22 protein-coding genes are annotated in these 26,143 nt (G+C 65.1%); 15 read left to right on the forward strand and 7 right to left on the reverse strand.

Annotated elements, in window-relative coordinates:
- Positions 1-28: 28 nt before the first annotated feature.
- Together AC0QTX_RS02130 and AC0QTX_RS02135 are read right to left on the reverse strand one after the other, a co-directional pair.
- On the reverse strand, positions 29-679 hold the full coding sequence (locus AC0QTX_RS02130) for a class I SAM-dependent methyltransferase (RefSeq protein ID WP_474602170.1): 651 nt from the start codon (positions 677-679) through the stop codon (positions 29-31).
- A complete protein-coding gene (locus AC0QTX_RS02135; RefSeq protein ID WP_474602171.1) occupies positions 676-1,842 on the reverse strand; it encodes a glycosyltransferase family 4 protein in 1,167 nt (388 codons plus the stop codon). Before AC0QTX_RS02135 ends, AC0QTX_RS02130 begins: the two co-directional genes overlap by 4 nt.
- A 107-nt stretch (positions 1,843-1,949) precedes the next feature.
- On the opposite strand from AC0QTX_RS02135, the gene AC0QTX_RS02140 reads away from it, so the two are divergent.
- The 7 genes from AC0QTX_RS02140 to AC0QTX_RS02170 all read left to right on the forward strand — a co-directional run bounded on the left by AC0QTX_RS02140 (position 1,950) and on the right by AC0QTX_RS02170 (position 7,704).
- On the forward strand, positions 1,950-2,279 hold the full coding sequence (locus AC0QTX_RS02140; RefSeq protein WP_474602172.1) for a SemiSWEET family sugar transporter: 330 nt from the start codon (positions 1,950-1,952) through the stop codon (positions 2,277-2,279).
- A gap of 26 nt (positions 2,280-2,305) precedes the next feature.
- Positions 2,306-3,478 carry a DNA topoisomerase IB gene (locus AC0QTX_RS02145; protein ID WP_474602173.1) on the forward strand — a complete coding sequence of 391 codons (1,173 nt, stop codon included), beginning with the start codon at positions 2,306-2,308 and terminating at the stop codon, positions 3,476-3,478.
- Positions 3,479-3,733: 255 nt separating this feature from the next.
- Complete coding sequence (locus AC0QTX_RS02150) at positions 3,734-4,030, forward strand: hypothetical protein (protein WP_474602174.1); 297 nt, start codon at positions 3,734-3,736, stop codon at positions 4,028-4,030.
- 84 nt (positions 4,031-4,114) lie between these two features.
- Complete coding sequence (locus tag AC0QTX_RS02155; RefSeq protein ID WP_474602175.1) at positions 4,115-4,993, forward strand: MBL fold metallo-hydrolase; 879 nt, start codon at positions 4,115-4,117, stop codon at positions 4,991-4,993.
- A gap of 73 nt (positions 4,994-5,066) precedes the next feature.
- The gene (locus AC0QTX_RS02160) at positions 5,067-6,503 is read left to right on the forward strand and encodes a cytochrome ubiquinol oxidase subunit I (RefSeq protein WP_474602176.1); all 1,437 of its coding nucleotides are present in this window, start codon (positions 5,067-5,069) and stop codon (positions 6,501-6,503) included.
- Between the two features lie 11 nt (positions 6,504-6,514).
- Positions 6,515-7,564 (forward strand): cytochrome d ubiquinol oxidase subunit II, encoded by a 1,050-nt coding sequence (gene cydB, locus AC0QTX_RS02165; protein WP_474602177.1) that lies wholly within the window; start codon positions 6,515-6,517, stop codon positions 7,562-7,564.
- The gene (locus AC0QTX_RS02170) at positions 7,564-7,704 is read left to right on the forward strand and encodes a hypothetical protein (protein ID WP_474602178.1); all 141 of its coding nucleotides are present in this window, start codon (positions 7,564-7,566) and stop codon (positions 7,702-7,704) included. The genes cydB and AC0QTX_RS02170 overlap by 1 nt, the downstream gene beginning before the upstream one ends.
- Here the strand turns inward: AC0QTX_RS02170 and AC0QTX_RS02175 are convergent.
- Entirely contained in the window at positions 7,695-8,579 is an 885-nt protein-coding gene (locus tag AC0QTX_RS02175) for a hypothetical protein (RefSeq protein WP_474602179.1), read from the reverse strand. The genes AC0QTX_RS02170 and AC0QTX_RS02175 overlap by 10 nt on opposite strands.
- A 406-nt stretch (positions 8,580-8,985) precedes the next feature.
- Between AC0QTX_RS02175 and AC0QTX_RS02180 the strand changes: the two genes are divergently transcribed.
- The 8 genes from AC0QTX_RS02180 to AC0QTX_RS02215 all read left to right on the forward strand — a co-directional run bounded on the left by AC0QTX_RS02180 (position 8,986) and on the right by AC0QTX_RS02215 (position 21,442).
- Positions 8,986-10,755, forward strand: coding sequence for a type I secretion system permease/ATPase (locus tag AC0QTX_RS02180; RefSeq protein ID WP_474602180.1), 1,770 nt, complete (start codon positions 8,986-8,988; stop codon positions 10,753-10,755).
- On the forward strand, positions 10,756-12,081 hold the full coding sequence (locus tag AC0QTX_RS02185; protein WP_474602181.1) for an HlyD family type I secretion periplasmic adaptor subunit: 1,326 nt from the start codon (positions 10,756-10,758) through the stop codon (positions 12,079-12,081).
- 237 nt (positions 12,082-12,318) lie between these two features.
- Complete coding sequence (locus tag AC0QTX_RS02190; RefSeq protein WP_474602182.1) at positions 12,319-14,553, forward strand: alpha,alpha-trehalose-phosphate synthase (UDP-forming); 2,235 nt, start codon at positions 12,319-12,321, stop codon at positions 14,551-14,553.
- A gap of 22 nt (positions 14,554-14,575) precedes the next feature.
- Complete coding sequence (gene otsB, locus AC0QTX_RS02195) at positions 14,576-15,328, forward strand: trehalose-phosphatase (protein ID WP_474602183.1); 753 nt, start codon at positions 14,576-14,578, stop codon at positions 15,326-15,328.
- A gap of 1 nt (position 15,329) precedes the next feature.
- Positions 15,330-17,138, forward strand: coding sequence for a glycoside hydrolase family 15 protein (locus tag AC0QTX_RS02200; protein WP_474602184.1), 1,809 nt, complete (start codon positions 15,330-15,332; stop codon positions 17,136-17,138).
- A gap of 167 nt (positions 17,139-17,305) precedes the next feature.
- Positions 17,306-18,244: a glucokinase gene (locus AC0QTX_RS02205; protein ID WP_474602398.1), complete on the forward strand. Its 939-nt coding sequence runs from the start codon at positions 17,306-17,308 to the stop codon at positions 18,242-18,244.
- Between the two features lie 168 nt (positions 18,245-18,412).
- Positions 18,413-19,528 (forward strand): succinylglutamate desuccinylase/aspartoacylase family protein, encoded by a 1,116-nt coding sequence (locus tag AC0QTX_RS02210; RefSeq protein ID WP_474602185.1) that lies wholly within the window; start codon positions 18,413-18,415, stop codon positions 19,526-19,528.
- Positions 19,529-19,858: 330 nt separating this feature from the next.
- Positions 19,859-21,442 carry a peptide chain release factor 3 gene (locus tag AC0QTX_RS02215; RefSeq protein WP_474602186.1) on the forward strand — a complete coding sequence of 528 codons (1,584 nt, stop codon included), beginning with the start codon at positions 19,859-19,861 and terminating at the stop codon, positions 21,440-21,442.
- Between the two features lie 242 nt (positions 21,443-21,684).
- Here AC0QTX_RS02215 and AC0QTX_RS02220 read toward each other — a convergent pair whose 3' ends face one another.
- The 4 genes from AC0QTX_RS02220 to AC0QTX_RS02235 all read right to left on the reverse strand — a co-directional run bounded on the left by AC0QTX_RS02220 (position 21,685) and on the right by AC0QTX_RS02235 (position 26,117).
- On the reverse strand, positions 21,685-23,151 hold the full coding sequence (locus AC0QTX_RS02220; protein ID WP_474602187.1) for a PAS domain S-box protein: 1,467 nt from the start codon (positions 23,149-23,151) through the stop codon (positions 21,685-21,687).
- A gap of 73 nt (positions 23,152-23,224) precedes the next feature.
- On the reverse strand, positions 23,225-24,175 hold the full coding sequence (locus AC0QTX_RS02225) for a sugar kinase (RefSeq protein ID WP_474602188.1): 951 nt from the start codon (positions 24,173-24,175) through the stop codon (positions 23,225-23,227).
- 97 nt (positions 24,176-24,272) lie between these two features.
- Positions 24,273-25,181: an N-acetylglucosamine kinase gene (locus tag AC0QTX_RS02230; RefSeq protein WP_474602189.1), complete on the reverse strand. Its 909-nt coding sequence runs from the start codon at positions 25,179-25,181 to the stop codon at positions 24,273-24,275.
- Positions 25,182-25,226: 45 nt separating this feature from the next.
- The gene (locus AC0QTX_RS02235) at positions 25,227-26,117 is read right to left on the reverse strand and encodes an N-acetylmuramic acid 6-phosphate etherase (protein WP_474602190.1); all 891 of its coding nucleotides are present in this window, start codon (positions 26,115-26,117) and stop codon (positions 25,227-25,229) included.
- Positions 26,118-26,143: the final 26 nt, after the last annotated feature.

Genomic DNA, 26,143 nt, shown 5'->3' on the forward strand with positions numbered 1-26,143 from the left:
AAAATACCCGGACCGCTGTAAGGCCGGCTTACGGATGCCGGAAGCGCCAGACGCTGGATTTCTTGATGTCCGAGTCCTCAAGGGTGCGGGTGACGGGCACCTCGTAGACGGCTAGGTTCTCAAGCCGGTCTTTTGGCAGGTAGCTGCGTCCCGGATCGCCAATGAGGACAATCGCCCCCCTGGTGCTGAGGCTCAGCAGCCAATCGGACACCCGGGCGGCCAGATCGTGCTCGTAGCAGATGTCGCCGGCGAGGACCGTGTCCCAACCCCCGTCCCGTCCGACGATGTCGGCCGCAAGCGGGGTGACGGCAACGCCGTTGGCCTCGGCATTGACGCCGATGGCCGCGATGGCAAAGGGGTCGATGTCGCAGGCGGTCACCTCGGCGGCGCCGGCCTTCATGGCCGCGATGGCGACAAGACCCGAACCCGAGGCGAAATCCAGCACGCGCCGTCCGCGCACCGTCTCGGGATGATCGAGAATGTAGCGCGCCAGCGCCTGTCCGCCGGCCCAGGCGAAGGCCCAGAAGGGCGGAGGAAGGCCGATCTCGCCCAGTTCCTCTTCCGTCCTCTGCCAGAGCTCCGTCGCCTCGTCCGCCACATGCAGGGCGATCTCCGGCGCATGGGGCACGGGGCGAAGCCGGGTCTCGGCGAGGATGAAGGCGACGGGATCGGCGATCATGAGGCCAGCATGGAGCGGTACAGTCCTTTGACGCTGTCCATCACGTCCCGTTCCGTGAAGCCGTCGAGAACCCGGGCGCGGGCGGCCTCCCCCATGCGGGCGACAAGATCCGGCTGGCCGGACAGGGTCAGGAGGGCATTGCTCAGGGCCGCGGCGTCGCCGGGCGGCGCGAGCAGCCCCTCGGCACCGTTCCGAACAAGGGTGCGGCAGCCGGGCACGTCCGTCGTGACGATGGCGCGGCCGCAGGCCGCCGCCTCCAGAAGCGTACGCGGCAGGCCCTCGCCGCCGCGGGAGGGCAGGCAGGCCACGTGATGCTCCCGCCAGACGCCCGCGATGTCCCGCGTTGCACCATGCCAGGCGATGCCGGGCTCCGCGCCCCAGGCCTTGAGGGTTTCCTCCGGGATCGCCTTGGGATTCGACGGATCGGGGGCGCCATAGAGGGAGAGCTCGACGGGCGCACCTTTCGCCCGCGCCATGCGGACCGCCTCTACGGCCACGTCGATGCCCTTGGACCAGAGCATGCGGGCGACGACCGCAACCTTCAGGGGCGGTTGCGGGGGCAGGGGGGCGGGCCTGAGGGCTTCGGGATCGACACCGGCGCCGCCGAGGATCGTGATGCTGGCGTCCGAGGAATCGAGGCCGAGAAGCGCCGGATCGTCCGTGTTCTCGAAGACGTAGCGGGTCCGGCTCGTCTGGAGACCGCGCACCAGCAGGCGGATCGCCCGCTGCGACAGGCGCCCGATCGTGTCGGCCCGGGCACCCAGAAAGCCTGAGCCCGTAAGCGCATAGACCCGTCGCCCGACCCCGGCGAGCGTGGCGGCAAAGCCGCCGATCAGAATGCTCTTGAGGGCGATGCAATGGACGAGATCCGCCTTCTCGGCCTTGAGGATCGCGGCCAATTGGCCGGAGGCATCGCCCATGGTGATGGGATTCAGGCTGCGGCGCTCGATGTTGAGCGGAACGACCTTCGCGCCCAGGGCCTCGATCACCTCCCGGTGCGCGCGCACCCGTGTCACCACCGTGACTGCAAGCCCCAGCTCGCGGGCAGCCCTGACCATGGGCAGGAAGTGGGAGGCGAAGAACCAGTCCTCGGTGACGATGAAGACGAGCTTGCGGCCAAGGATCTCGGGAACTTGGGTCTCAGGGAACGGGGTGGAGGGCAAGGGACGATCCGGGTGAAGCAAGGCGCCCTTGTAGCCTCCCCACCGGGAGAAAGGGAACTCCCCCCGGCCGCACCCGTTGCCGTCGACTTGTGCAACGGGAGGATTTCATGGCGGATTGGCTGCCGACCCTGCTGGCGACGATCGCCGGCATTCTCTCCACGTCGAGCTTCGTGCCCCAGGTGCTGAAGGCTTGGCGCGAGCGGGACACGGCCGCCATCTCCAAGCGCATGTATCTCGTCACCGTCACGGCCTTCGTCCTGTGGTCGGCCTATGGGTTCCTGATCGGGGCCTGGCCGCTCATCGTCTTCAACCTGCTGAGCTTGGGTCTCAGCGGCACCATTCTCTTCCTGAAGATCCGCAACGACCGCAGCGAGGCCGACGCACCCTCCCATGCGTCGACCTCACACAGGGAACCCGAGGCGGTACGGCCCGGTTGACGTTCTGCTCGTCAACAAGGCGCCCCATGCTGTTGGAACCCAACGCCACCTCCGAGAACATCGTCGACCCGCGGGATGCCGCTGAAACGGCAGGCCTCCTTTATGTCTCGGACGAGGTGCCCGGCATCCGGCGCAAGAAATCCGGCAAGGGCTTCACCTATCTCAAGCCCGACGGCTCCAAAGTCGCCGACAAGCCAACGCTCGACCGCATCAGGTCGCTTGCCATCCCACCCGCCTATACGGATGTGTGGATCTGCGCCAATGCCAATGGCCACATCCAGGCGACGGGCCGGGACGCCAAGGGCCGCAAGCAGTATCGCTACCATCCTGCGTTCCGCGAGGTCCGCGAGAGCACGAAATACGAGCACATGCTCGAATTCGCCCGAGGGCTGCCGGCAATCCGCAAGGCCATCGACGACCATATGAGCCTGCGCGGGCTTCCGCGCGAGAAGGTGCTGGCGACGGTGGTTCATCTGCTCGAGAACACCCTCATTCGCGTCGGCAATGCCGATTACGTGAAGCAGAACAAGAGCTACGGCCTCACCACCCTACGCGATCCGCATGTGAAGGTCGAAGGCGGCGAGCTGCGCTTCCAGTTCAAGGGCAAGAGCGGCAAGATCTGGAAGCTGAAGGTGAAGGACCGGCGGATCGCCAGGATCGTGAAAGCCTGCCAGGACCTTCCGGGGCAGGACCTGTTCCAGTATCTCGACGACAACGGCGAGCAGCAATCGGTCACCTCCGCCGACGTGAACGCCTATCTCAAGGAGATCACGGGGCGGGACATCACGGCCAAGGATTTCCGCACTTGGGCCGGGACCGTGCTGGCGGCGCTCGCCCTTGCGGAGTTCGAGGAATTCGACAGCGAAGCCAAGGCGAAGAAGAACATCCGGGCGGCCATCGAGAAGGTCTCGGGGCGGCTCGGCAACACGCCGAGCATCTGCCGCAAGTGCTACGTGCATCCAGAAGTGTTCTCTTCCTATCTGGACGGCGAGCTTCTGATCGAGATCAAGGAGGAGATCGAGACGGAACTGCGCGAGGACCTGGCCTCCCTGAAGCCCGAAGAGGCTGCGGTTCTCACCCTGCTGCAGGAGCGCCTGTCCCGCGAGGTGAAGAAGCAGGAAGATGCCAAGCCAGCCAAGAGCCGCCGCTCCACGTCGCGCAAGGCGCAGGCCAAAGGCCAGCCTGAGATCCTGGCCTAGGACGGAAGACAGAGTCCTAACTTTCCCGTCATGGCGGCCTCGTGCCGGCCATCTCGATTCTGGATAACACTGCGCTCTCCCTGATCGGGATCACCGGCACAAGGCCGGTGATGACGCGACATGGTACGCCGCAATCATACCTCCCAGCAGCTTGACCGGATCCGCCGCTCATGGTCCATCGCGCTCGTCCGATTGGCTTGAAAGGGTTTCGCGATGAGAGTGCTGGCGGTTGTTGCAGTTGCGTGGGCCTGTTCAATGGCGGGCGGGCTGTCATCCGCTCTCGCTCAGAACACCCCGCCGAAACCCTGGCCCGAGGTGAAGTGCGAGCGCTATGGAAAGGCCTGGGCTGAGGCGCTCGTGCGGCGGGGCCGGCAGGGCCTGAGCCGGGAATTCATCGAGCGTCACGAAGGTTTTCTCGCATCCGGCTGCACGACGCGGGCCGATGTCTGCCCCAGATCCGCCGAGGAACTCGACATGGCCAACATGATGGTCGTCGCAGCCATGAACGCCGGCACGGCGAGCACCTTCCCGCCCTTCGCCTGCCGCAAATGATCGCCGGCTTCGGGCTTTTGCCTCTCGAACATTTTCCGATCCCGTCGCGTTAGGCCTTCGCTCCCTTCGTTCAGCGAGGTTCCCATGCGCATCCATCACCTCAATTGCGGCTGCATGTGTCCGGTGGGGGGGCGGCTCTGGGATGGCGTGAGCCGCGGGCTGACCGGAAACCTGGTCTGTCACTGCCAGCTGATCGAGACCGATCGCAGCGGGCTCGTGCTCGTCGATACGGGCATCGGCGCCCGCGACGTGGATGATCCCTACGCGCGCCTGAGCCCGCTCTTCGTGCACGTCAATCGCATCCAGCTGGAACACCGCTATACGGCCATCGAACAGGTGAAGAGCCTCGGCTTCTCCCCGCGCGACGTGCGCCACATCGTGCTGACGCATCTCGACTTCGATCATGCGGGCGGCCTGGAGGATTTTCCGGACGCGACGGTCCACGTCCTGCGCGCAGAGTTGGAGGAGGCGGAGGTGCGGCAGGGCTTCATTCATCGCCGCCGCTACCGTCCCGAGCAATGGGACGGCGTCCGCGACTGGCGCTTCTACGATCCTACGGGCGAGCGCTGGTTCGGCTTCGGCTCAGTGCGCAGCCTCGACGGCCTGCCGCCCGAGATCCTGATGATCCCTCTGCCGGGCCATACGATGGGGCACGCGGGCATCGCCATCGACACGCCCGAGGGCTGGCTGCTCAATGCGGGCGACGCGTATTTTCACCGGCACGAGATGGACGAGGAGCCGTCCTGCACGCCGGGGCTGCGCGCCTACCAGAAGCTGATGGAGGAAAACCGGCCCCTGCGCCTCCACAACCAGGAGCGCCTGCGGGACCTGGCGAACGATCCCCGCGGCAATGTCAAGATTTTCTGCAGTCACGACCCTGTCGAACTGGAGGCGCTGCAGCGCATGAGCACCGGATGGCGTCCGCTCCGCTCGGACCCCATGTCGGGAATGCGGACGCACTAGCCTTCCCGACCCCTGGTCCCGGCCTGCCGCCGCCCTAAAAGCAGGCAGGTAAGTCGATAAGGGGAAGGCGGATATGGAATTCGATGCCCTGCTGCTCTCGCGCATCCAGTTCGCGTTCACGATTGCCTTCCATATCATCTTTCCGGCCTTCACCATCGGCCTCGCCAGCTGGCTCGCGGCGCTGGAGTTCAACTGGCTGCGCACGGGCAACCCGCTCTACCGCAATCTCTTCCGCTTCTGGGTGAAGGTGTTCGCGGTCTCCTTCGGCCTCGGCGTCGTGTCCGGCATCGTCATGAGCTACCAGTTCGGAACGAACTGGTCGCGGTTCTCCGAGTTCACCGGCAATGTCCTCGGGCCCGTCATCGCCTACGAGGTCATCACGGCGTTCTTTCTGGAAGCGGCCTTTCTCGGCATCATGCTCTTCGGCTGGGAGCGCGTCGGCGACCGCCTTCATTTCTTCGCCACCTGCATGGTGGCTTTGGGCACGCTCATTTCCGCCTTCTGGATTCTCTCCGCCAATTCCTGGATGCAGACGCCGGACGGCTTTGCCATCGAGAACGGCAAGGCGGTTCCGGTCGACTGGTTCAAGGTCGTGTTCAATCCATCCTTCCCCTTGCGCTATGCGCACATGGTGATGGGCTGCTACCTCACGACGGCCTTCGCGGTCGCCGGCATGTCCGCCTGGATGCTGCTGCGCCATCCGCACGATGCGCCGGAGGCGAAGCTCGCCGCCTCGCGGCGTTCGCTGTCCATGGCACTGTGGTTCGCCACGATCTTCGTGCCGGTCCAGATCATCATCGGCGATCTTCACGGCCTCGGCGTGCTGAAGTATCAGCCGACGAAGCTTGCCGCCATCGAAGGCAACTGGGATCGCATGGCCAACATGCCGCTGCGCCTCTTCGCCATCCCCGACGAGGTGGCGGAGACGAACCACTACGAGATCGGCATTCCGAAAATCGGCAGCTGGGTTCTCACCCATGCGTTCGACGGCGTCGTTCCTGGGCTGAAGGAGGTGCCGCCCGACCAGCGTCCGCCGGTCTGGCCTGTCTTCTTCTCCTTCCGCATCATGGTCGCCATCGGCTTCGCGATGCTGGGCATCGGCCTGTGGAGCCTTTACCTGCGCTGGAAAGGCACCCTGTTCACCAACAGAACATTTCTCACCGCTGCCATGATCATGACGCCGTCCGGATTCGGCGCGGTGCTCTTCGGCTGGTTCACCGCGGAAATCGGGCGCCAGCCCTGGGTGGTCTACGGACACCTGCGCACGGCGGATGCGGTGTCGCCCATATCGGCCGGAGCAGTCACGGCGTCGCTCCTGACATTCATCGTCGTCTATGCCTTCGTGTTCGGCTTCGGCTCCTATTATCTCGCCAAGCTCCTGCGGCGCGGTCCCGATCCGATCGAGGACATCCGCGGCGAGGATCTCGGCAAGAAGCCGAAGCGCCCGTTCTCCGTGCCGGACGAGGGCCTCGAAGGTCGGCCCGGCCACAAAGCTCTGCCTGCGCGATAGGAGACGGCACCATGTTCGGGTTTGGGACGGAATACGAGGGGTTGGCCTTCTGGCTGCCGCTGATCTGGTCGGGCCTCATCGCGGTGGCTGTGGCCATGTACGTGATCGTCGACGGCTTCGATCTCGGGGTGGGCATCCTCTTCAAGGCGGCTCACAACGAGAACTGGCGCGACCGCATGATGTTTTCGGTCGCTCCCATCTGGGACGGCAACGAGACCTGGCTCATCCTCGGCGGCGGCGGACTGTTCGCCGTGTTCCATGTGGCCTATGCGGTTCTGATGCCGGCGCTCTACGTGCCGATCATCCTCATGCTGATCGCGCTCATCTTCCGCGGGGTGGCGTTCGAGTTCCGCTTTAAGGCGGAGCGTTCGAAATTCCTGTGGGACAACGCCTTCTTCTTCGGCTCCCTGCTCGCGACTTTCTTCCAGGGAATGGTGCTGGGCGCCTTCGTGCAGGGCTTCGCCCACGATGGGCGCCAGTTCACCGGCGGCACCTTCGATTTCCTCACGCCGTTCAGCGTGCTCACCGGCATCAGCCTGATCTTCGGCTATGCCCTTCTGGGTGCCACCTGGTGCGTGATGAAGACCACGGGCGAACTGGAGATCTGGGCGCGGCGGATGTCGGTGCGTTTTCTCCTGCTCACCATCGTGGCCATGGCGGCGGTGTCCCTTTGGGTGCCGTTCCTCGGCCGCGAGATCGAGACGCGCTGGTTCTCCTGGCCCAACATCGCCTTCCTGGCGCCGATTCCCCTGGTCACGGCCTACGTGGCCTACCGGCTCTTCCGGGATCTGGAGGAGGGGCGCCATTACCGGCCGTTCTTCCTGACGATCGGCCTGTTCCTGCTCGGCTACCTGGGCTTGGGCATCAGCCTCTTTCCCTACAACGTGCCGCCGAACCTCACGATCTGGGAGACGTCCAACACGGTCAGTTCGCAGCTCTTCGCGCTGGTGGGCTTCGCCATCGTGCTGCCGATCACCTTCGCCTACACGGCCTATGCCTATTGGGTCTTTCGCGGCAAGGTCGCGGAGGAGATCTCGGGCGGCGGATACGGATATCACTGATGCGGGGCGATGCGCAGCGGTCTGGAGAGCGGCGCGGGAAGCGCCTGCTCTGGTTCGTCTTTCTCTACGTGGCGAGCCTCGCGATCTTCGCGGGGCTCGTCTACGGCCTGCGGGGCCTGGTGGACGATGTCTACCGATAGGTGCCGATGAAGCCCTTGTCAGTGAGCACGACCCAGCGGGTGCCGCGGCGCTCGATGGCCTCGACCTTGCCGACGCCCGGGAGGATGCCGCCCGGCATGACCTCATACAGGCGGCGGTTGCGGCTCTCGACGAGCGCCGCGCCGTTATAGACCTCGCGCAACACCCATCCGTCCACCGGCTCGCTCTTGACCGGCTTCGGTGCGGGCGCCTCTTCGCGGGCGGCGGCTTCCGTGACCGGCTGAGCGGCAGGGGCAACCGGTGCAGGAGGGGCAACCGGTGCAGGAGGAGCAGCCGCTGCGGCAGGCTTCGTGTTCAGAGCGGCCAGGGTGGTCATGATCTGGCCCTCCATTTTGTCCAGCCGGCCCTCGAGCGAAGAGAGCTTCTTGCTGGGCTCCTGAAGGCTGATCGCGAGCCGTTCGACCCTGTCGGTGAGCTTCGCCTGTTCGGACATGGCTGCTGTGGACGAGGTGTGCTCGATTTCCTTGAAGGCGGCAGCCGTGTTCCTGAGGGACTCAAGGTCGCTGCTCAGGCGTGACAGGATTTCCTGGCTGCGGGCGGTCTCGGCCTCGAGCTTCTCGATCGCGTCGCGGTTCGCAAGCGTTCCCAGGTAGGACGCGGACCAGCCGGCGCCGACCAGAATGAGGGCGATGGCCGCCTGTACGACGAATTGGGAGGAAGCGGACCGGCGGGTGCCGGCAGCCGGGGCCTTCACCGCGGAGGTCGGAACCGGGGGCTTGGCGTTCTCACGGGCACTTTTGATGGCCTCAGCCAGGGCGGCGCTTGCCGGGGAAACGATGCGGGCCGCGCTGTCGGACGCCGCGCCGGTTTCCGGTTTGGCTTGGCTGCCGTCCTGTAAACGTTTGCTGCTGTCCATAATGCGACCTCATTTTCAGGTCACAGACGATTAACCACGAATGCTTACCAATCCGTTATGGTTAAGATTCGAGGTGGTATTGCAACCCTCTCCAAATAAAGAGGGGCAGTAACTTCGCGCACATCAGCGTGGATCTACTAAGAACTTTTTATTGACATAGTTACATATAATAGGGTTACAACAGGTGGCGTAACGGAAAGCGACACCTTAGGGGCATCTCAATACCCATAAGAGTAATGAGCGCCATAGGCCGCGAGGCCTAACTATGACGAGATACTCTCGTGGGGCTCAAACCCCAACATGGCAGCCATCGCCAAATGGCTACCGCTGCGCTAGGTAATAACCTTGCGGAGCGGCACTGCAATCAAGCTGGCGCCGGTGACGCGTGCGCCGATGGAAAGAACACATGAAGCAGGCATCGAGAAATCGGGAAGAAAGCACAGAGGTCCAAGACGCTCTGAAATCCTGCTTTCCCTCATTCACGGGAGTTGCCGTCTTTTCGGCGGTGGTCAACCTTCTGGCCCTGACGGGCTCCATTTACATGCTCCAGGTCTATGACCGGGTGCTGTCGAGCCAGAGTATCGCCACCCTGATCGGCCTCTCCCTGATCACGCTCGCGGCGTTTGCGCTCTCGGGCGGCCTCGACATGCTGCGCGGCCGCATGCTGGCACGCATCGGCGCCCGCTTCGACGAACTCCTGTCGCACCGCGTCTTCGACCTCGTGGCCACGATGCCGCTGAAGGGCGCCAAGCAGTCGGAGAGCATGCAGCCGATCCGCGATCTCGACACGATCCGCGGCTTCCTTTCCAGCCTGGGTCCCACGGCCCTGTTCGACATGCCCTTCATGCCGATCTTCCTTATCGGCTGCTTCATGATCCATCCCGGCATCGGCGTCATGTCGGTTGTGGGCGGTGTCGTCATCATCTTCCTGACCATCTACACGGATGCCAAGAGCAAGGGCCCCTCCTACGAGGTGACCAAGAGCGGCGCCGAGCGGCATGCGATTGCGGAAACCAGCCGCCGCAACGCGGAGTCCATCCGCGCCAACGGCATGTTGGGCTTCCTGGCCAAGCGCTACGACGAGGTGCATGTCCGCCACGTCAACGACGGTCTGATGGCCAGCGAATCGTCCGCCGGCATCAGCGCCTTCGCCAAGGTCTTCCGCATGGTCCTCCAGTCGGCTGTTCTGGGTCTGGGCGCCTATTACGTGATCAAGGGCGAGATGTCGGGCGGCCTCATGATCGCCGGCTCGATCCTCATGTCCCGCGCCCTGGCGCCGATCGAAATCGCCGTGGCGCACTGGAAGGGCTTCACCGCCTCCCGCCAGGCCTATCGCCGCCTCGCGCACATCATGTCGATCGTGCCGGCCCAGGGCCAGCGCATGCCGCTGCCCGCACCCAAGTCGACACTCCTGGTGGAAGAGGTCTATGTGGGCGCTCCCGGCGCTCCGCTGCCGATCGTTCAGGCCGCCACCCTCCAGCTCCAGGCTGGCCAGGGCCTCGGCCTCATCGGTCCCAGCGCCTCCGGCAAGTCGACCCTCGCCCGCGCTCTCGTCGGCGTGTGGCCGACCCTGCGCGGCGAGATCCGCCTGGACGGCGCTGCCCTCGACCAGTGGGAGGCGGATCCCCTCGGCCGCTACATCGGCTACCTGCCGCAGGACGTCGAGCTGTTCGAAGGCACCATCGCCGAGAACATCGCCCGCTTCCAGCCCGACGCCAAGCCGGACGACGTCATTGCGGCGGCCCAGACGGCGGGCGCCCATGAGCTCATCCTCAACCTGCCCGACGGCTACGACACCCGCATCGGCGAAAGCGGCGCCTCCCTGTCGGGCGGCCAGCGCCAGCGCGTAGCCCTCGCCCGTGCCCTCTACGGCAACCCGTTCCTGGTGGTTCTCGACGAGCCGAATGCCAGCCTCGACGGTGCCGGCGACGAGGCCCTGAATCAGGCCATCCTGTCGGTCAGGAAGCGCGGCGGCATCGTGGTCGTCATCACCCATCGCCCGGCCGCCCTCGGTCAGGTCGATCAGGTCGCCATCATGGAAGAGGGGCGGATCAAGGCCGTGGGCCCGCGGGACGAGGTCCTGCAATCCGTCATGAAACGCAACGCGGCGCCGGCACCCGTGCGCCCGCAGCAGGCGCCGGCCGCCCAGGCTGCTAACCTGCGAGAGGTTGGTTAAATGTTGGTCATTCAAGCTCCCGAGAAAAAGCCCTCCGCCCACCAGCGGATCCTGCGCCAGTCGACCATCGGCGGCATCGCCATGATCGCCCTGTTCGGCGGAACGATCGGCCTGTGGGCGGCGACTTCGACCCTGTCCGGCGCCGTTGTCGCCGGCGGTCAGTTCGTGGTCGATACCAGCGTCAAGAAGGTTCAGCACTCGACCGGCGGCATCGTCGGCGAGCTGAAGGTCAAGGAAGGCGACCGGGTCGCGCAGGGCGATCTCCTGATTCGCCTCGACGAAACCCTGACCCGGGCCAATCTCCAGGTCGTGGCCAAGCAGCTCGACGAATATATCGGCCGCCAGGCTCGCCTTGAGGCCGAGCGCGACGCGGCCGCCGAGGTGCAGACGCCCCCCGAATTCGCCGGTCGCCTCAACGAACAGGCCATTCAGAAGATCATGTCCTCCGAGCGGACCCTGTTCCTGGCCCGTCGGGCCTCGCGGGATGCGCAGAAGGACCAGCTCAAGAAGCGAATCACCCAGTCGCATGACGAGATCAGGGGCCTCAGAGCTCAGCAGCAGGCGAAGGTTCGCGAGGCCGAGCTGATCGTGGAGGAACTGAAGGGCGTTCGCGATCTCTACCAGAAGAACCTGGTGCAGCTTCCGCGCCTCAACGCCCTCGAGCGCGACGCGGCCAGCATCGAAGGCCAGCGCGGCCAGCTTATCGCGTCGATCGCCCAGGCCGAAAGCCGCATCGCCGAAACCGAATTCCAGATCATCCAGATCGACGAGCAGATGCGCGCGGAAGCGATGCAGGAGCTGCGCGACATCCAGGGCAAGGTCGCGGAATACACGGAGCGGCGCGTGGCCGCCGAGGACCAGCTCAAGCGCATCGACATCCGGGCGCCGAGCGACGGCTTCGTCCATCAGCTCAACGTCCACACCATCGGCGGCGTGATCTCCCCTGCCGAGCCGGTGATGAACATCGTTCCGGTGAATGACAGGCTCGAGCTCGAGGCCCGGGTTCTCCCGAACGAGATTGATCAGGTGAAGATCGGCCAGAAGGCGAATGTGCGCGTTCATGCCTCCAATGCCCGCAACACCCCGGAACTGCACGGCAAGGTCAGCCGGATCTCGGCGGACGTGTCCAAGGACCAGCAGACCGGCATGACCTACTATACGATCCGGGTCGACCTGCCTCAGGACGAGGTCAAGAAGCTCGAGAACGTGCACCTTATCGCCGGCATGCAGGCGGAGGTCTTCGTCGAGGTGAACCAGCGCACCCCGCTGCAGTACTTCTTCAAGCCCATGCAGGAGCAGATTGCCCGCGCCTTCCGCGAGCACTGATCATCCGGTCGCATCCTGTTGAGCCGCGGTCAGGGCGACAAGCCCTGGCCGCGGTTTTTCGTTTGGGTATCCCTCAGGCTCCGCTCAAACCTGGAAAGTTCCGCCCAAGAACCCATAAACAGACGCGAAGGCCGCGCTCCCTGCGGCCCTTCGGCGAAGGGACATCCTGATCGTCCGCGCTGAGGCCGGGTCCGCCCCTTCGCCGATGGTGCTGGTTTTCTTGAGGAACTGAGTGTTTTGAGGATCATCTTCCGCTTCGGCGGTATCGCATTGCTCGTGGCGGCCATCGTCATCCTGGCGGTGCTGCCCTTTGCGACATCCTTCGTGGAGCAATGGTCGCGCCGCGACGTCGAGCTGCGGTCCCGTTTGGTGTTCAACTCCGTCCGCGATCAGGTCACGGGCCTTCTCGCCCGCAACGATGCTCAGCAGGTGGGGGGCCTGTTCGAGCGAATCGCCTCTGACGAGCGCATGCTCGCCATCGGATATTGCGACGGACAGGAGCTGCGCTTCCCCACAGCCAACATGCCCAAGTCCTTCTCCTGCGCGGAGGCGGCCCGCTCCGATGCGGAAAGCTTCTCCACCGTCAGGAACCAAGATCACAACGTCCTGGTCAGCTCCTTTCCCCTGAGCGCCGGTGGACGCTCGGGCCACCTCGTCGTCCTGCACGATCTGAGCTATGCCGACGAGCGGGGCGGGGAGGCGAGAAACTATCTCTTCCTGGCCCTTGCCGGGGTCGCCTTCGGGGCGGCGGCGCTGGCCGCCATGATCGCCGCCCTGATCATGCGGCGATGGCTTGCATCGATCCGGCAGGCGCTGGAGAGCGCCCGCGCGGGCAATGCTCAGCCGTCCACGGAGGAAAACATCATTCCCCTTGGCAGGGAAATCCGCGACGTGCTCCAGGAGCTGGAATCCTCCCGGCGGACCATCGATGCCGCGCACACGGACTGGAGCCCGGATACCTTACGGGCGGCGCTCGCCAACGAATTATCCGGCTCCGAGGTCATCGTGGTGTCGAACCGCGAGCCCTACATTCACAACCGCACGGATGCGGGCGAGGTCTCTCTCCAGATACCCGCCAGCGGCCTCGTATCGGCCCTGGAGCCGGTGGTGCGCGCCTGCGGAGGCACCTGGGTCGCCCATGGCAGCGGCACGGCTGACCGGGATACGGTCGACGCCAACGACCGGGTGCCCGTCCCGCCGAATCACCCGTCCTATACCCTGCGCCGGGTCTGGCTGTCGGAGGAGGAGCAGGATGGCTATTACTACGGGGCCGCCAATGAGGGCCTCTGGCCGCTCTGCCACATCGCCTTCGTGCGGCCGATCTTCCGCGAAGCGGACTGGCAGCTTTACCGGTCGGTCAACGAGAGGTTCGCCGACGCCATCGTGGCCGAAGCCAAGCGCGAGGACCCGGTCATCCTGGTGCAGGACTACCATTTCGCCCTGCTGCCGCGCATGATCCGGGACCGGCTGCCCAATGCCACCATCGTGACCTTCTGGCATATTCCCTGGCCCAATGCCGAGACCTTCGGCATCTGCCCGTGGCGCGAGGAGATCATCGACGGACTGCTCGGATCCTCCATCCTCGGCTTCCACACCCAGGCGCATTGCAACAACTTCCTGGACTCCGTCGATTCCTACGTGGAGAGCCGCATCGACCGGGAGAAGGACTCGGTGTTCTTCGGCGGCGAGGAGACCCTGATCCGTCCCTATCCGATTTCCATCGAATGGCCCCCGACGGCCATGGAAGGCCAGAAGCCGGTGGAGGAATGCCGCCGCGTCGTGCGCGAGCGCTTAGGGTTGTCGCCGGACATGCGCATCGGCGTCGGCATCGAGCGGTTCGACTACACCAAAGGCATCCTCGACCGCATGCAGGCCATCGATGCGCTCATCGGAGAGAATCCGGAATGGAGGGGCAACTTCACCTTCGTGCAGGTTGCAGCCCCGACGCGGAGCAAGCTTGCCAATTACCGACTGCTGCAGGAGGAGGCTGAGACTCTTGCCCGCGACATCAACGAGCGCCATGGCGGGGACGGATACCAGCCCATCAGGCTCCTCATCCGACACCACGAGCCGGACGAGGTGTTCGAGCTCTTCCGCGCTGCGGATCTCTGCATCGTGTCGAGCCTGCACGACGGCATGAATCTCGTGGCCAAGGAGTTCGTGGCCGCCCGCGACGACGAGCAGGGCGTGCTCATTCTTTCGGCCTTCGCCGGAGCGTCGCGCGAATTGTCCGAGGCTCTGATCGTCAATCCCTACAACGCCTATGCCATGGGCCAGGCCATCAACCGCGCTCTGACCATGCCCCAGCCCGAGCAACGGGAGCGCATGCGGCTGATGCGCGATCAGGTCAAGGAGCGCAACGTCTATCGCTGGGCCGGGCAGATGCTGCTCGCCGCCTCCCGTCTGCGCAAACAGCAGCGGATCAGACAGCTGATCGCCCGGGGCCGCAGGCGGGCGGCCGCCAATGCGTGACGTTTCTGCAGGACATAAGGCAATGGTCAAGACGAACGGGAACTATGCCCTCTTTCTCGATTTCGACGGAACGCTCGTCGATATCGCAGAGCGTCCTGAAGCGGTCGTTGTGGATCCGGCCTTGCCAGAGGTGCTCACGAATCTGCAGGACCGGCTCGGCGGTGCGCTCGCCATCATCAGCGGGCGTCCCATCGCCTTTCTGGACGGGCACTTCGCGCCGCGCGTGTTCGACACCGCCGGGCTTCACGGGCTCGAGCAGCGCATCGCCGGGCGACTCTCCATGTGCGAGCCGGACGAGCATCCCGCCCTGCGGGACATGGTGGCGCGCCTGAATACCATCGTGGCCGACAAGGAAGGCCTCCTGATCGAGGACAAGGGCTGCTCGGTGGCGATCCATTGGCGGCTGGCCCCGCACGAGAAGGACTTTGCCCTGGCCACCGCGCACGCGGCCATTGAGGCTCTTGGCAATGATTACCGTGTTCAGCACGGTAAAGCTGTGGCAGAAATCCTTCCCTCGGCGGCAGGGAAGGGCAAGGTGATCGAGCGGTTTCTGCACGAATCCCCCTATAGGGGACGACGCCCGATCTTCATCGGCGATGACCTGACGGACGAGAACGGCTTCAAGACCGTGAATGCCCATGGTGGCCTGTCCGTGCGCATCGGCGCTGGCGAGACCATCGCCAGGGTCCGGCTCGAAACGCCCGCGGACCTGCGCCAGTGCCTGGCCGCATGGGCGTCGGACGGTTCTCTTCCTTTCAATGAGGATGATTGTTGATATGAGTTCGCTGGATCTTGCCGTCATCGGCAATTGCATGATTTCGGCCCTGGTCGATCGCCGTGCGCAGATCGTCTGGAGCTGCTTTCCGCGGTTCGATGCCGACCCGGTCTTTTCGGCTCTGCTCGATTGCCCCGAAGGGCGGAGCGATGCGGACCAGAAGGGCGTCTTCGCCATCGACATGGCCGGCATGGTGAGCTGCGAGCAGAGCTATCTCCAGAACACCGCGGTTCTCGTGTCCCGCATGACGGATTCCTACGGCAATGTCGTCGAGGTCACGGATTTTGCGCCGCGCTTCAAGCATTTCGACCGCACCTTCCGTCCGCCCATGCTGATCCGCCGGGTAACCCCCGTGAAAGGGCGTCCGCGCATCCGCGTCCGGCTGCGGCCGCATTTCGAATGGGGCGAGCATCAGCCCGGCCTGACACGCGGCAGCAATCACCTGCGCTTCGTCGGCCCTGACTCCTCCCTTCGCCTGACCACAGACGCGCCGATCTCATACATCCAGGACGAGCGGTTCCTCGTGGTGGACCGGCCTATGTCGTTCTTCTTCGGCGAGGACGAGCCGCTGCGCTCGGAGGCCGACACTACGGCCCGCGCCTTTCTCGACAGCACGGTCGATTTCTGGCGCGACTGGGTTCGCTCGCTCTCCATTCCGTTCGACTGGCAGGAGGCGGTGATCCGCGCCGCCATCACGCTCAAGCTGTGCAACTTCGAGGAGACGGGTGCCATCGTGGCGGCGCTCACCACCTCGGTGCCGGAGGCGCCCCACACGCAGCGCAACTGGGATTATCGCTATTGCTGGCTGCGCGACGCCTATTTCGTCATCCAGGCCCTCAACCGGCTCGGCACCACGAAAACGATGGAGGAATACCTCACCTACATCACCAACATCGTCGACGACATGGACGCCGATCCCAATCAGAAGGACATGCCGCCGCTCTTCAGCATCACCCGCTCGCCCGATCTCGAGGAGCGGGAAGCCACGGCGCTCGCAGGCTATCGCGGCATGGGCCCGGTGCGCGTCGGCAACGCGGCCTATACGCAGATCCAGAACGACGCCTATGGCAGCGTCGTGCTCGCCTCCGTTCACGCCTTCCTCGACAAGCGCCTGATCCGCACCGGCAACCGGGCGCTCTTCGAGCATCTGGAGAAATTGGGTCACAGAGCCATCGAGGTGTTCGACCAGCCCGACGCCGGGCCCTGGGAGCTGCGCACCAAGGCGGCCGTGCATACCTTTCCGAGCGTGATGTGCTGGGCGGCCTGCGACCGGCTCATCAAGATCGCCGAGGCCATGGGGCGCGAGGACCGGGCCGCCTTCTGGCGCGAGAACGCCGAGCACATGCACCGGGTCATCGATGAGCGTGCCTACAACGCCGACAAGGGCACTTTCGTGTCCTCCTTCGACGGCGAGGACCTCGACGCCACGCTCCTGCTCCTGGCGGAGCTCGATTTCGTGAAGGCTGACGATCCGCGCTTCATCGCCACCGTGGAGGCGGTCGGGACCAAGCTGCGACGGGGTGACCTGCTTCTGCGTTATGATGTGGAAGACGATTTCGGGCTCATGCACACGGCTTTCATGATCTGCGGCTTCTGGTACGTGGATGCTCTGAACGCCATCGGGCGCAAGGAGGAGGCGAAGGAATTGTTCGAGCATATCCTGAGCCTGCGCAATTCCTTCGGCCTCTTCTCCGAGGATGCGGATTTCACCACCGGGGAGCTGTGGGGCAATTTCCCTCAGACCTACTCCATGGTGGGCCTCATCAACTCGGCCGTGCGCTTGAGCCGGAGCTGGGAGGAGGCGTTCTGATTGATGCGCTTACCTGAAAGATGAGCATCGGATGGATCCTAAAAAGTGCCTTCCACTTTTGGGTTCGATGCTCCGGACACCATAGGCGGAAAGGACGATAGGCTTCGATGTTCGCATTTCCCGTTCTGCTCGGCGATATCGGCGGCACCAATGCCCGCTTCGCCGTTCTGCCCGCGCCTGGAGAGCCTGTTCAGCTCCTGCCCCGCGCTCTGACGGCGCAGACGCCGGATCCGGTCGGAGCCGTCAGGATCGCGCTTCAAGGCTATGCAGGAGCCGCACCCCGCTCGGCCATCATCGCGGTGGCCACCCGCGTGGATGCGCCGGCCATCCGCCTGACCAATGCCCATTGGCTCATCGATGCCGAGGCCATCGGCCGGGCCCTCGACCTGGAGCGCGTGACTCTCGTCAACGACTACACGCCGGTAGCCGCCTCGGTGACCGTGCTCGACGAGGCAAGGGGTGATCTTGCGGCTCTCGGCAGCTTCGCTCCGCCCGGATCCGGAGCGCGCGTGGTCCTGGGGCCTGGCACCGGCCTCGGGGCCGGCGCCCTGGTACCGGTGGAGGACCGCTTCGCGATCCTGGCGACCGAGGCGGGCCACATGGAGTTCGGCCCGACGGATGACGAGGAAACTGCCCTTTGGCCCCATCTGGAACGGGTCGGCGGCCGTGTCTCCGGAGAGGTCGTCCTGTCCGGTCCCGGCCTCTTCCGCATCGCCAAGGCGCTGGCCGCCCATCGCTGCGTGGACTGTCCTTTCGCGATGCCCAACGACGTTCTGGCTGCAGCCCGCGAGGGCGACAGCCTGGCCAAGGATGCGCTTGATCTCTTCGCGCGCTTCCTCGGCCGCTTCGCAGGCGATCTGGCGCTCACCTTCGAGTCCTCCGGCGGCGTCTTCATCGCGGGCGGCATCGCGCCCCGGATGATCGACATCCTCCAGGCCGGCGCCTTCCGCGAGGCCTTCGACCGCAAGGCGCCCCATGACGCGTGGGCCAGGAAGGTGCCGGTCTACGCCATCGTCAACCCGGAGCCGGCCTTGCAGGGATTGGCCGCCATCGTGACGAATCCCGAGCGCTTCGTCTTCCCATCGCAGGGGTGGCAGGCTACCTGAGGGGCTGCCGCAAACGCGCCGAGCGGCCTAGAGCATCGGACCGAAAGTGGATTTGCACTTCGGGACCGAGGCTCCTTCTTTGAAGAGCGCATCGTGTGGACCGGAAAACCGGATCCCCTTTTCCGCACGATGCGCTAGGCCGACGGCGCTTCAACCTGCTGATTGGTGATGAGAACAGAACAGATCGCCCTTGCTCCGCTCGCTCCCGGAGCCGACCTCTCCCTGACGGTCCAGCGCTTCGGGCTGGAAGGCGCCCGTCCGCGCATCTATGTCCAGGCCTCGCTCCATGCGGACGAGATCCCCGGCATGATCGCAGCCCACCACCTGCGCGAGCGCCTCGTCGCCCTTGAGAACGAAGGCCGGATCCAGGGCGAGATCGTGCTCGTGCCCTCGGCCAATCCGATCGGCCTGGGGCAAAGGGTGCTGGGCAGCCATATCGGCCGCTTCAATCTTTCCGATGGCATCAACTTCAACCGGGGCTATCCCGACCTCGTGCCGAAGGTGACCGAGCGCATCGACAGCAAGTTGACCGGCGACGGGGAGGCGAATGTGGGGCTCATCCGCGAAGCTCTGCGGGCCGAGCTTGAGGCCTGGGAGCCGTCCAACGCGACCGAGGTCATGAAAAAAGCCCTGCTGGGCCTCGCTCAAGATGCAGACATCGTGCTCGACATGCACTGCGATGCCGAGGCCGTGGTGCACCTCTACGCCCATACCCGCTCGGCTGAGGCGTTCGCGCCGCTTTCCGCGCTCATCGGGGCCCATGCCTATCTCCTGGCCGACGTGTCCGGCGACGAACCCTTCGACGAGGCGTGCAGCCGCCCCTGGGCGGAACTGGCCGATCGCTTCCCGGATCGCCCGATCCCGTTCAGCTGCCACGCGACCACCCTGGAATTCCGGGGCGAGCGGGACGTGAGCCACGAGACCGGCCAGGCCGATGCGGCCGCGCTCGTCAGCTTCCTCATTCTGCGCGGTGCGATCGCGGGGGAAGCGCCGTCGGTGCCGCAGCCCCTGTGCCAGCCCACGCCGCTCGCGGCCTCCGAGCCGGTTCAGGCCCCTGTCTCCGGCATTCTGGTCTTCAGGGCCGATGTGGGAGCGCAGGTGAAGGCTGGGGACGTGATTGCCGACGTTGTCGATCCGCTCACCGGCGCTCTGGTTCAGGCCAAGGCGCCCTGCGACGGCGTGATGTTCGCCCGGATCGCCCAGCGCTTCGCCACCAAGGGCATGCGGCTGGCCAAGGTCGCCGGCACCACGGCCAAGCGGACCGGCAAGCTGCTCAGCGTGTAAGAGCAACGCTGCCTGTTCCCTCCCCGCAAGGGGGAGGGAAGCACCTTCTATGAGAACAAAAAGAAAGGCCGTCCCGAGGGACGGCCTTTCCATTGTCGGTTCCACGGCCCCGAAGAGCCGCCCTTAAAGGTGCGTTACGCACAAATCTCGGCAGAGGCCAAGATCCAGGTCGCGGCAACCGGGGAACGTAGGGTATGACAATGAGACACTGGATCACCTCCTTTCGTTGTTGACGGGAAACCCCCATATGGGGTGAGAAGAGCCCAGCAAAAGGGCGGGGCGCTGCGGCGTTCTGTCTCCCAACTCGATCCCAGAGAATTTTTGAGAACCATGACCGATCTTCCGGCCCCGGTGGGCCGCCGCCGAACCTTTGCCATCATCTCCCACCCGGACGCGGGCAAGACCACGCTCACCGAGAAGCTGCTGCTGTTCGGGGGCGCGATCCAGCTCGCCGGCGAGGTGAAGGCCAAGAAGAACCGCGTCTCGACCCGGTCCGACTGGATGGGCATCGAGAAGGAGCGCGGCATCTCGGTGGTGACCTCGGTCATGACCTTCGAGTATGGCGGCTGCGTCTTCAACCTGCTCGACACGCCGGGCCACGAGGACTTCTCGGAGGACACCTACCGCACGCTCACCGCCGTCGATTCCGCCATCATGGTGATCGACGCGGCCAAGGGCATCGAGGCGCGCACCCGCAAGCTGTTCGAGGTGTGCCGCATGCGCGACATCCCGATCGTGACCTTCATCAACAAGATGGACCGTGAGGCGCGCAGCCCCTTCGACCTGCTCGACGAGATCGAGAAGACCCTCGCCCTCGATACGGCTCCCGTCACGTGGCCGATCAGCCAGGGCCGGAGCTTTGCCGGCACCTTCGACCTGCGCCGCAACATGGTCCGGCGCATCGACACGGACGAGGAGCCGACGGAGGTCTCAGGGGCAGACGATCCGAACCTCATCAGCCTGCTGCCGCCGGAAGAGGCGGACGCGTGGCAGGAGGAGGTGATGCTTGCGCAGGAAGCCTGCAAGCCGTTCGACCTGGAAGCTTTCCGCGAAGGGCATCTCACGCCCGTGTTCTTCGGCTCGGCTCTGCGCAATTTCGGCGTGCGCGACCTCATCGACGCGCTGGCTGCCTACGCGCCGCCGCCGCGGGGCCAGGAGGCCGACAAGCGCCTCGTGGAAGCGGGCGAAGGCCGGATGACCGGCTTCGTGTTCAAGATCCAGGCCAACATGGATCCCAACCACCGCGACCGCATCGCTTTCATGCGCATCTGCTCCGGCAAGCTCCAGCGCGGCATGAAGGCGAAGCTCGTGCGCACGGGCAAGCCCATGAGCCTGAACTCGCCGCAGTTCTTCTTCGCCCAGGATCGGGCGATCGCGGACGAGGCCTGGGCCGGCGACGTGGTGGGAATCCCCAACCACGGGACGCTTCGCATCGGCGATACGCTCACTGAGGGCGAGGACATCGTCTTCCGCGGCGTGCCGAGCTTCGCGCCGGAAATCCTGCGCCGCATCAAGCTGCAGGATGCCATGAAGGCCAAGAAGCTGCGCGAGGCGCTGCAGCAGATGGCCGAGGAGGGCGTGGTCCAGCTCTTCGTGCCGCAGGACGGCTCCGGCGCCATCGTGGGCGTCGTCGGCGCGCTGCAGCTCGACGTTCTGAAAGAACGACTGAGTGCCGAGTACGGCCTGCCGATCGACTACGAGCCGACGCGCTTCTCCATCTGCCGCTGGATCACGGCGGACGATCCGCGGGAGCTCGACAAGTTCATCGAGAGCCACCTGTCGTCCATGGCGCGCGATCTCGACGATGCGCCCGTGTTCATGGCGGCTAACCAGTTCAACCTTCAATACGAGGTGGACCGCTACAAGGCGATCCAGTTCTCGGACGTGAAGGATTACCAGAAGAAGGCGGCGTAAAGCGCAAGTATCCTTCCGCGATTGAAACTCCTATCATCACCGGCCTTGTGCCGGTGATCTCGATTGGAAAGGCGCGGCACTCTTCGAAACGAGATGGCCGGGACAAGCCCGGCCATGACGTGGAGGGTATCATCCCCGGCGAGCGTCAGCGAGGGAAGGGGATCCACTCAGGCGCGTGACGCTATGGATTTCTCTTCCCTGCGATGGCTGCGCCATATCCGTCCGGGAATGACACCTCCGGATCAGGCTTCCAATTGGTTCAGCGGCAGGTCGATGCGCACCTGCAGGCCCTCGGGGCGCCAGTCATAGGCGATGGCGCCGCCGAGCTGGTCCTTCACGCTCCGGCGCGCGAGCTTCGAGCCGAAGCCTTCCGTGCTCGGCACGCCGTGGATCGTCGGCCCGTTCTCCTCCTGCCATGTGAGCGTGAGCATCACGCCCCGCACCCAGGTGATCCTCAGGCGGCCTTCGGGAACCGAGAGGGCTCCATATTTCGACGCGTTGGTGGCCAGCTCGTGCAGCACCAGCGTCAGGATCGTCGCGGCCTTCGGGCCGATCCGCACCGGCGGCCCCTCCAGGGTCATCGGCGAGGGCGCGTCCTGGTTGATGTGCGGCGCCAGGATGGCCTGCGCGATCTTCTCGACCGAGGTTTCTCCGTCTGTCGGCTCGCTGCCGGTGATGGCTGGGCGGATCAGTTCATGGGCCCGGGCCAGGGCCTCGATGCGCCCGCGCAGGGCGGCTGCCATCTGCTTCGGCGTCTCCGCCGTCCTGGCCGTGAGGGCAATCATGCCGCTCGTCATGGCGAAGAGGTTTTTGACCCGGTGGTTGAGCTCCTGCACCAGAAGCTGCCGGACCTCTTCGTTCCTGCGGCGCTCTGTGATGTCGATGATCGTTCCGAGAACGCGGGCGGGTTTCAGTTCGCCATTGACGATCTCGTAGAGCATGCGGCCGCGGCTGAGGATCCAGCGCACTTCTCCGTCAGGGCGGACGACCCGGTGCTCGACCTGGATCTGCCCTCCCGACCGGGGATCGCTCAAGCCCCCGACGCTGCTCACCACGTGCTCGCGATCCTCCGGGTGGATGGCCGAGTACCAGAACTCATAGGTTGCGGGCTCGTTCTTCGGCAGGCCGAAGATCTCCTTCTGCCGATCAGACCAGAAGGTCTCGCCGGTCTGGGCGTTCCACTCCCACAAGCCCATCTCCGTCGCCTCGACGGCGAGCGCCAGGCGCTCATTGTGGAGCGCGACCTCGCGGGCCTTGATCTCGGCCTCGCCGCGCGCCTTGACGCGCTCGGTCACATGGGCGGCCAGGGCCAGAATGCCGCTGATCTGATCGCCCCCATCGCGGACGGGCAGAAACTTGATGTCCCAGTAGGTGGTGGTGCCGGGCGTGAGGACGAGAGCATGGTCCTTCAGCTCCTGCGGCTCGCCGGTCAGAAACACCTTCTCGCGCAGGGAGCGAAGCTCGGGGGTGTACCTCTCGCCCATCACCTCCTGCACAGTCTGCCCGGTCAGATCCTCTTCGGAGGCGGACAGAGCGGATCGGAACAGGCGGTTGGCGAAAGCGAACTGCTGGTTCTGTCCAAGGGTCACGGCGATTGCCAGCGGCACGTTCTCCAGAAGCTCGGACAGAGCCTCACGGCTGAAACCTTCCGCTCCTCCGGGGAGGCGGATCTCATCGAGTCCATAGGCCCAGGGCTGAGAGGGACTCACGCTGACATCCTATACGAAAGCACATGAAGGAGAGACGCCAACACCGTAAAGACATTGTCGTCGTAATATTATTCTAGGCCGTCAACTTGCTTTGTCCAACCGTGGCAGAATCATCCAGCAGAGCTCTGGATGAAGCCTTCTCGGGAAACTGCGCCTGCACCTGCGCGATGTCGGCGATCGTCGGAAGGCTCGCCTCGTTGCCGAGATGCTGGATGGCATGGGACGAGGCCCCGCGGGCGAAGATGAAGTGCTCGCGCCAGGGCAGTTCGGGCCGGGCCATGGCGGAATAGACATAGGCGCCGTGGAAGATGTCCCCGGCCCCATTCGTGTCCACCACCTTGCCGGCTGGAACGTCGAGGGCGGGCAGGACGCCTTCCTGACCGGTCTCGTCGTACCAGACGAGGCCGCGCTCGCCCAAGGTCACGCCGCCGATCCTGCAGCCGCGGCTCTTCAGGTAGCCCAGCATTCCGGCCGGTGTCAGATTCATCTGCTCGCACAGGCGCTCGGCCACGATGGCGACATCGATGAATTCCAGGAGTTCATGGGTGTTGGAGCGCAGTCCGCCGCCATCGAGGGAGGTGAGGATGCCCGCCTCGCGGCAGGCCTTGGCGTAGTGGATCGCGGCATCGGCCTGGTGGCCGTCGAGGTGGAGTGCCCTGCAGCCTTGCAGGTTCAGCGGCGGGACCGGGTGCAGGTAATGGTCGTCGCGGCAGCGCACGATGGCGCGCTTGCCGCCTCGCGGCATGATGAAGGACAGGGAGGATTCGTGGACCTTCCGGTGGTGGACCGAGATGCCGTATTTCGCCGCCATGTCGATGAACATGCGGCCGAGCCAGTCGTCGGCGATCGATGTGAGCAGGTCGGGCGGAAGCCCCAGCTTGGCGCAGGCGAAGGCCGCCGTGACCGCATTGCCGCCGAACGAGATCGCATAATCCCGCGCTACGGTCTTCTCATCCCCGGTCGGAAGCTCGTCCGCCAGGAAGGTCACGTCGATATAGGTCTGACCGACAAAGAGAGCATGCATGGCTAAAACATCGTCTCACTGGATTTTCCGCCAAGTCTTGGACGAGCGGGAATGATTAGGCAAGCCGTGCGGTCTTCGCCTTTGGGCTTGGCGGTTGTCAGGCCCTGTTGAGCGTCGCGGCCAGGCGAGCCGCCGTCAGGGCCGCGTCCAGATCGGTCGCGATGAACTCGACGGGCGCGACGAGACCCTTGCGGAAGGCGCCGGAGACGATCGGATGAAGCCGGGCGCTTCCGCCCACCAGGGCCACCGGCCGGGAGCCAAGGCGCTTGATGAGGGCATTGGCGAGGCGAGCCAGCTCCTCGCCGGCTTCCTTCAGGATGCGAAGGGCCGTGGCGTCATCGGCATAGGCCGCCTCGCCCACGGCGCGGGCCAGCGAGCCGATCTTGCCCCGGTCGCCGCCATAGACGAAGGAGCGGACGACGTTCCAGTCGGTGCCGCCGAGCGCTCGGGCCAGGCAGGTGCCCAGCGTCGAGGCCCAGCCTGCGCCGGGGCTTTCCTCCTCCACCCGCAGGATGGCTTTGAGTGCCTCGCGGGCGATCCAGAAGCCGGAGCCGCCGTCATCGATGAGGTTGCCGCGCCCGCCGACCCGGATCACCTGCTTGTCCTCGGACAGGTAGTAGCCGATGGAGCCGGTGCCGCTGTAGACCAGGATGCCTTCGCCCAGCGCAAAATAGGCCAGGTAGGCGATCCACATGTCCTCGGCGACGAAGACCTTGTCAGGCGACAGTTCGAAGGTTTCCGCAAACATCGCCCGCATGGTGGCCTCGGCCGGGGTCTCGCGGGTCAGCCCCGTGATGCCCGCGACGATGCCGAGAGGCTTTCCCGTCCTCAGCACGGCTTGGGCCATGTCGAGGACGATCTGCCGGGCGCGCTCTTCCGCAGCCGCAGAAAAGAGATGGCCGGTCAGGGGAGCAACGGAGCCTTGCGCCACGCATGGGCCCTTGGCATCCGCCAGCCGCCAGCGCGTGGCGGTCCCGCCCGCATCGATGCCCAGCCCCAGCCCCATGTGCCCGCAGCCTTCTTGTCAGTGCCAGCTTTCTAGTCGACTTTGTTAGGACGTCCTGGAGAGATCCGCCAGAGCTTTGCGCAGATTGCCGTCGTGGCGTTCGAGCGCGCCTTGCGCCTCCGCCGGACTGGCACCCATCGCGATGAGGACGGCGGATTTCAGGTCGCCGCCGGCTTCAAGGATGGCATCCGTTGCGGTGGCCTCGTCGCAGTCGGTGATCTGCATGACCATGATCTCGCTGCGGCGGCGCAGCTTGGCGTTGGTCGCGCGCATGTTGACCATGAGGCCGCGATAGACCCGGTCCATGCGCACCATGATCAGGGTCGAGAGCAGGTTGAGGATCACCTTCTGGGCCGTGCCGGCCTTCATGCGCGTCGAGCCGGCAACCACCTCCTCGCCCGTATCGGCCAGGATCGGATGGGAGCAGACCTCGAGCAGGGGCGTGTCGGGATTGTTGGAGATGCCGATGGTCTGGGCACCCCTGGCGGCCGCCTCCTTGAGGGCCGCGATGGTAAACGGCGTCCGGCCGCTGGCCGCCACGCCGATCACAACATCGTCCGGACCGATGTTGTTGGTGCGGATGCCTGCAATGCCGTCCTCGACCGAATCCTCGGCATTCTCGACCGCCTGCATGATGGCGCCTTCACCGCCGGCGATCAGGTAGACGATGCGATCGTCGGGCCAGTTGAATGTCGGCGGCAGCTCGGTTCCGTCCTGAACGCCGATGCGGCCCGATGTTCCGGCCCCCGCATAGACAAGCCGTCCGCCGCGGCGCAGACGCGGCACCGCCTCTTCCGCTGCGGTGGCGATAGCCGGGAGAGAAGGCCTCACGGCTGCGACGGCGGAGAGCTGTCCCTCAAGGAAGGCGGAGAGGACGTCAAGGCTCGGCCAGGTGTCGAGGTCCTGATAGCGGGTACTGAAATGTTCTGTCGCCATTATGCCAACTTTCTTCCAGACCAGTA

The organism is Microvirga sp. jy35, assembly GCF_056148915.1.

Coding starts and splice junctions, on each gene's coding strand:
- AC0QTX_RS02170 (WP_474602178.1), top strand. CDS start 7,564: ATGCGGGGCGATGCGCAGCGGTCTGGAGAGCGGCGCGGGAAGCGCCTG.
- AC0QTX_RS02200 (WP_474602184.1), top strand. CDS start 15,330: ATGAGTTCGCTGGATCTTGCCGTCATCGGCAATTGCATGATTTCGGCC.
- AC0QTX_RS02140 (WP_474602172.1), top strand. CDS start 1,950: ATGGCGGATTGGCTGCCGACCCTGCTGGCGACGATCGCCGGCATTCTC.
- AC0QTX_RS02225 (WP_474602188.1), bottom strand. CDS start 24,175: ATGCATGCTCTCTTTGTCGGTCAGACCTATATCGACGTGACCTTCCTG.
- otsB (WP_474602183.1), top strand. CDS start 14,576: ATGGTCAAGACGAACGGGAACTATGCCCTCTTTCTCGATTTCGACGGA.
- AC0QTX_RS02185 (WP_474602181.1), top strand. CDS start 10,756: ATGTTGGTCATTCAAGCTCCCGAGAAAAAGCCCTCCGCCCACCAGCGG.
- AC0QTX_RS02215 (WP_474602186.1), top strand. CDS start 19,859: ATGACCGATCTTCCGGCCCCGGTGGGCCGCCGCCGAACCTTTGCCATC.
- AC0QTX_RS02130 (WP_474602170.1), bottom strand. CDS start 679: ATGATCGCCGATCCCGTCGCCTTCATCCTCGCCGAGACCCGGCTTCGC.
- AC0QTX_RS02155 (WP_474602175.1), top strand. CDS start 4,115: ATGCGCATCCATCACCTCAATTGCGGCTGCATGTGTCCGGTGGGGGGG.
- AC0QTX_RS02230 (WP_474602189.1), bottom strand. CDS start 25,181: ATGGGGCTGGGGCTGGGCATCGATGCGGGCGGGACCGCCACGCGCTGG.
- AC0QTX_RS02180 (WP_474602180.1), top strand. CDS start 8,986: ATGAAGCAGGCATCGAGAAATCGGGAAGAAAGCACAGAGGTCCAAGAC.
- AC0QTX_RS02235 (WP_474602190.1), bottom strand. CDS start 26,117: ATGGCGACAGAACATTTCAGTACCCGCTATCAGGACCTCGACACCTGG.
- AC0QTX_RS02145 (WP_474602173.1), top strand. CDS start 2,306: ATGCTGTTGGAACCCAACGCCACCTCCGAGAACATCGTCGACCCGCGG.
- AC0QTX_RS02150 (WP_474602174.1), top strand. CDS start 3,734: ATGGCGGGCGGGCTGTCATCCGCTCTCGCTCAGAACACCCCGCCGAAA.
- AC0QTX_RS02175 (WP_474602179.1), bottom strand. CDS start 8,579: ATGGACAGCAGCAAACGTTTACAGGACGGCAGCCAAGCCAAACCGGAA.
- cydB (WP_474602177.1), top strand. CDS start 6,515: ATGTTCGGGTTTGGGACGGAATACGAGGGGTTGGCCTTCTGGCTGCCG.
- AC0QTX_RS02160 (WP_474602176.1), top strand. CDS start 5,067: ATGGAATTCGATGCCCTGCTGCTCTCGCGCATCCAGTTCGCGTTCACG.
- AC0QTX_RS02210 (WP_474602185.1), top strand. CDS start 18,413: ATGAGAACAGAACAGATCGCCCTTGCTCCGCTCGCTCCCGGAGCCGAC.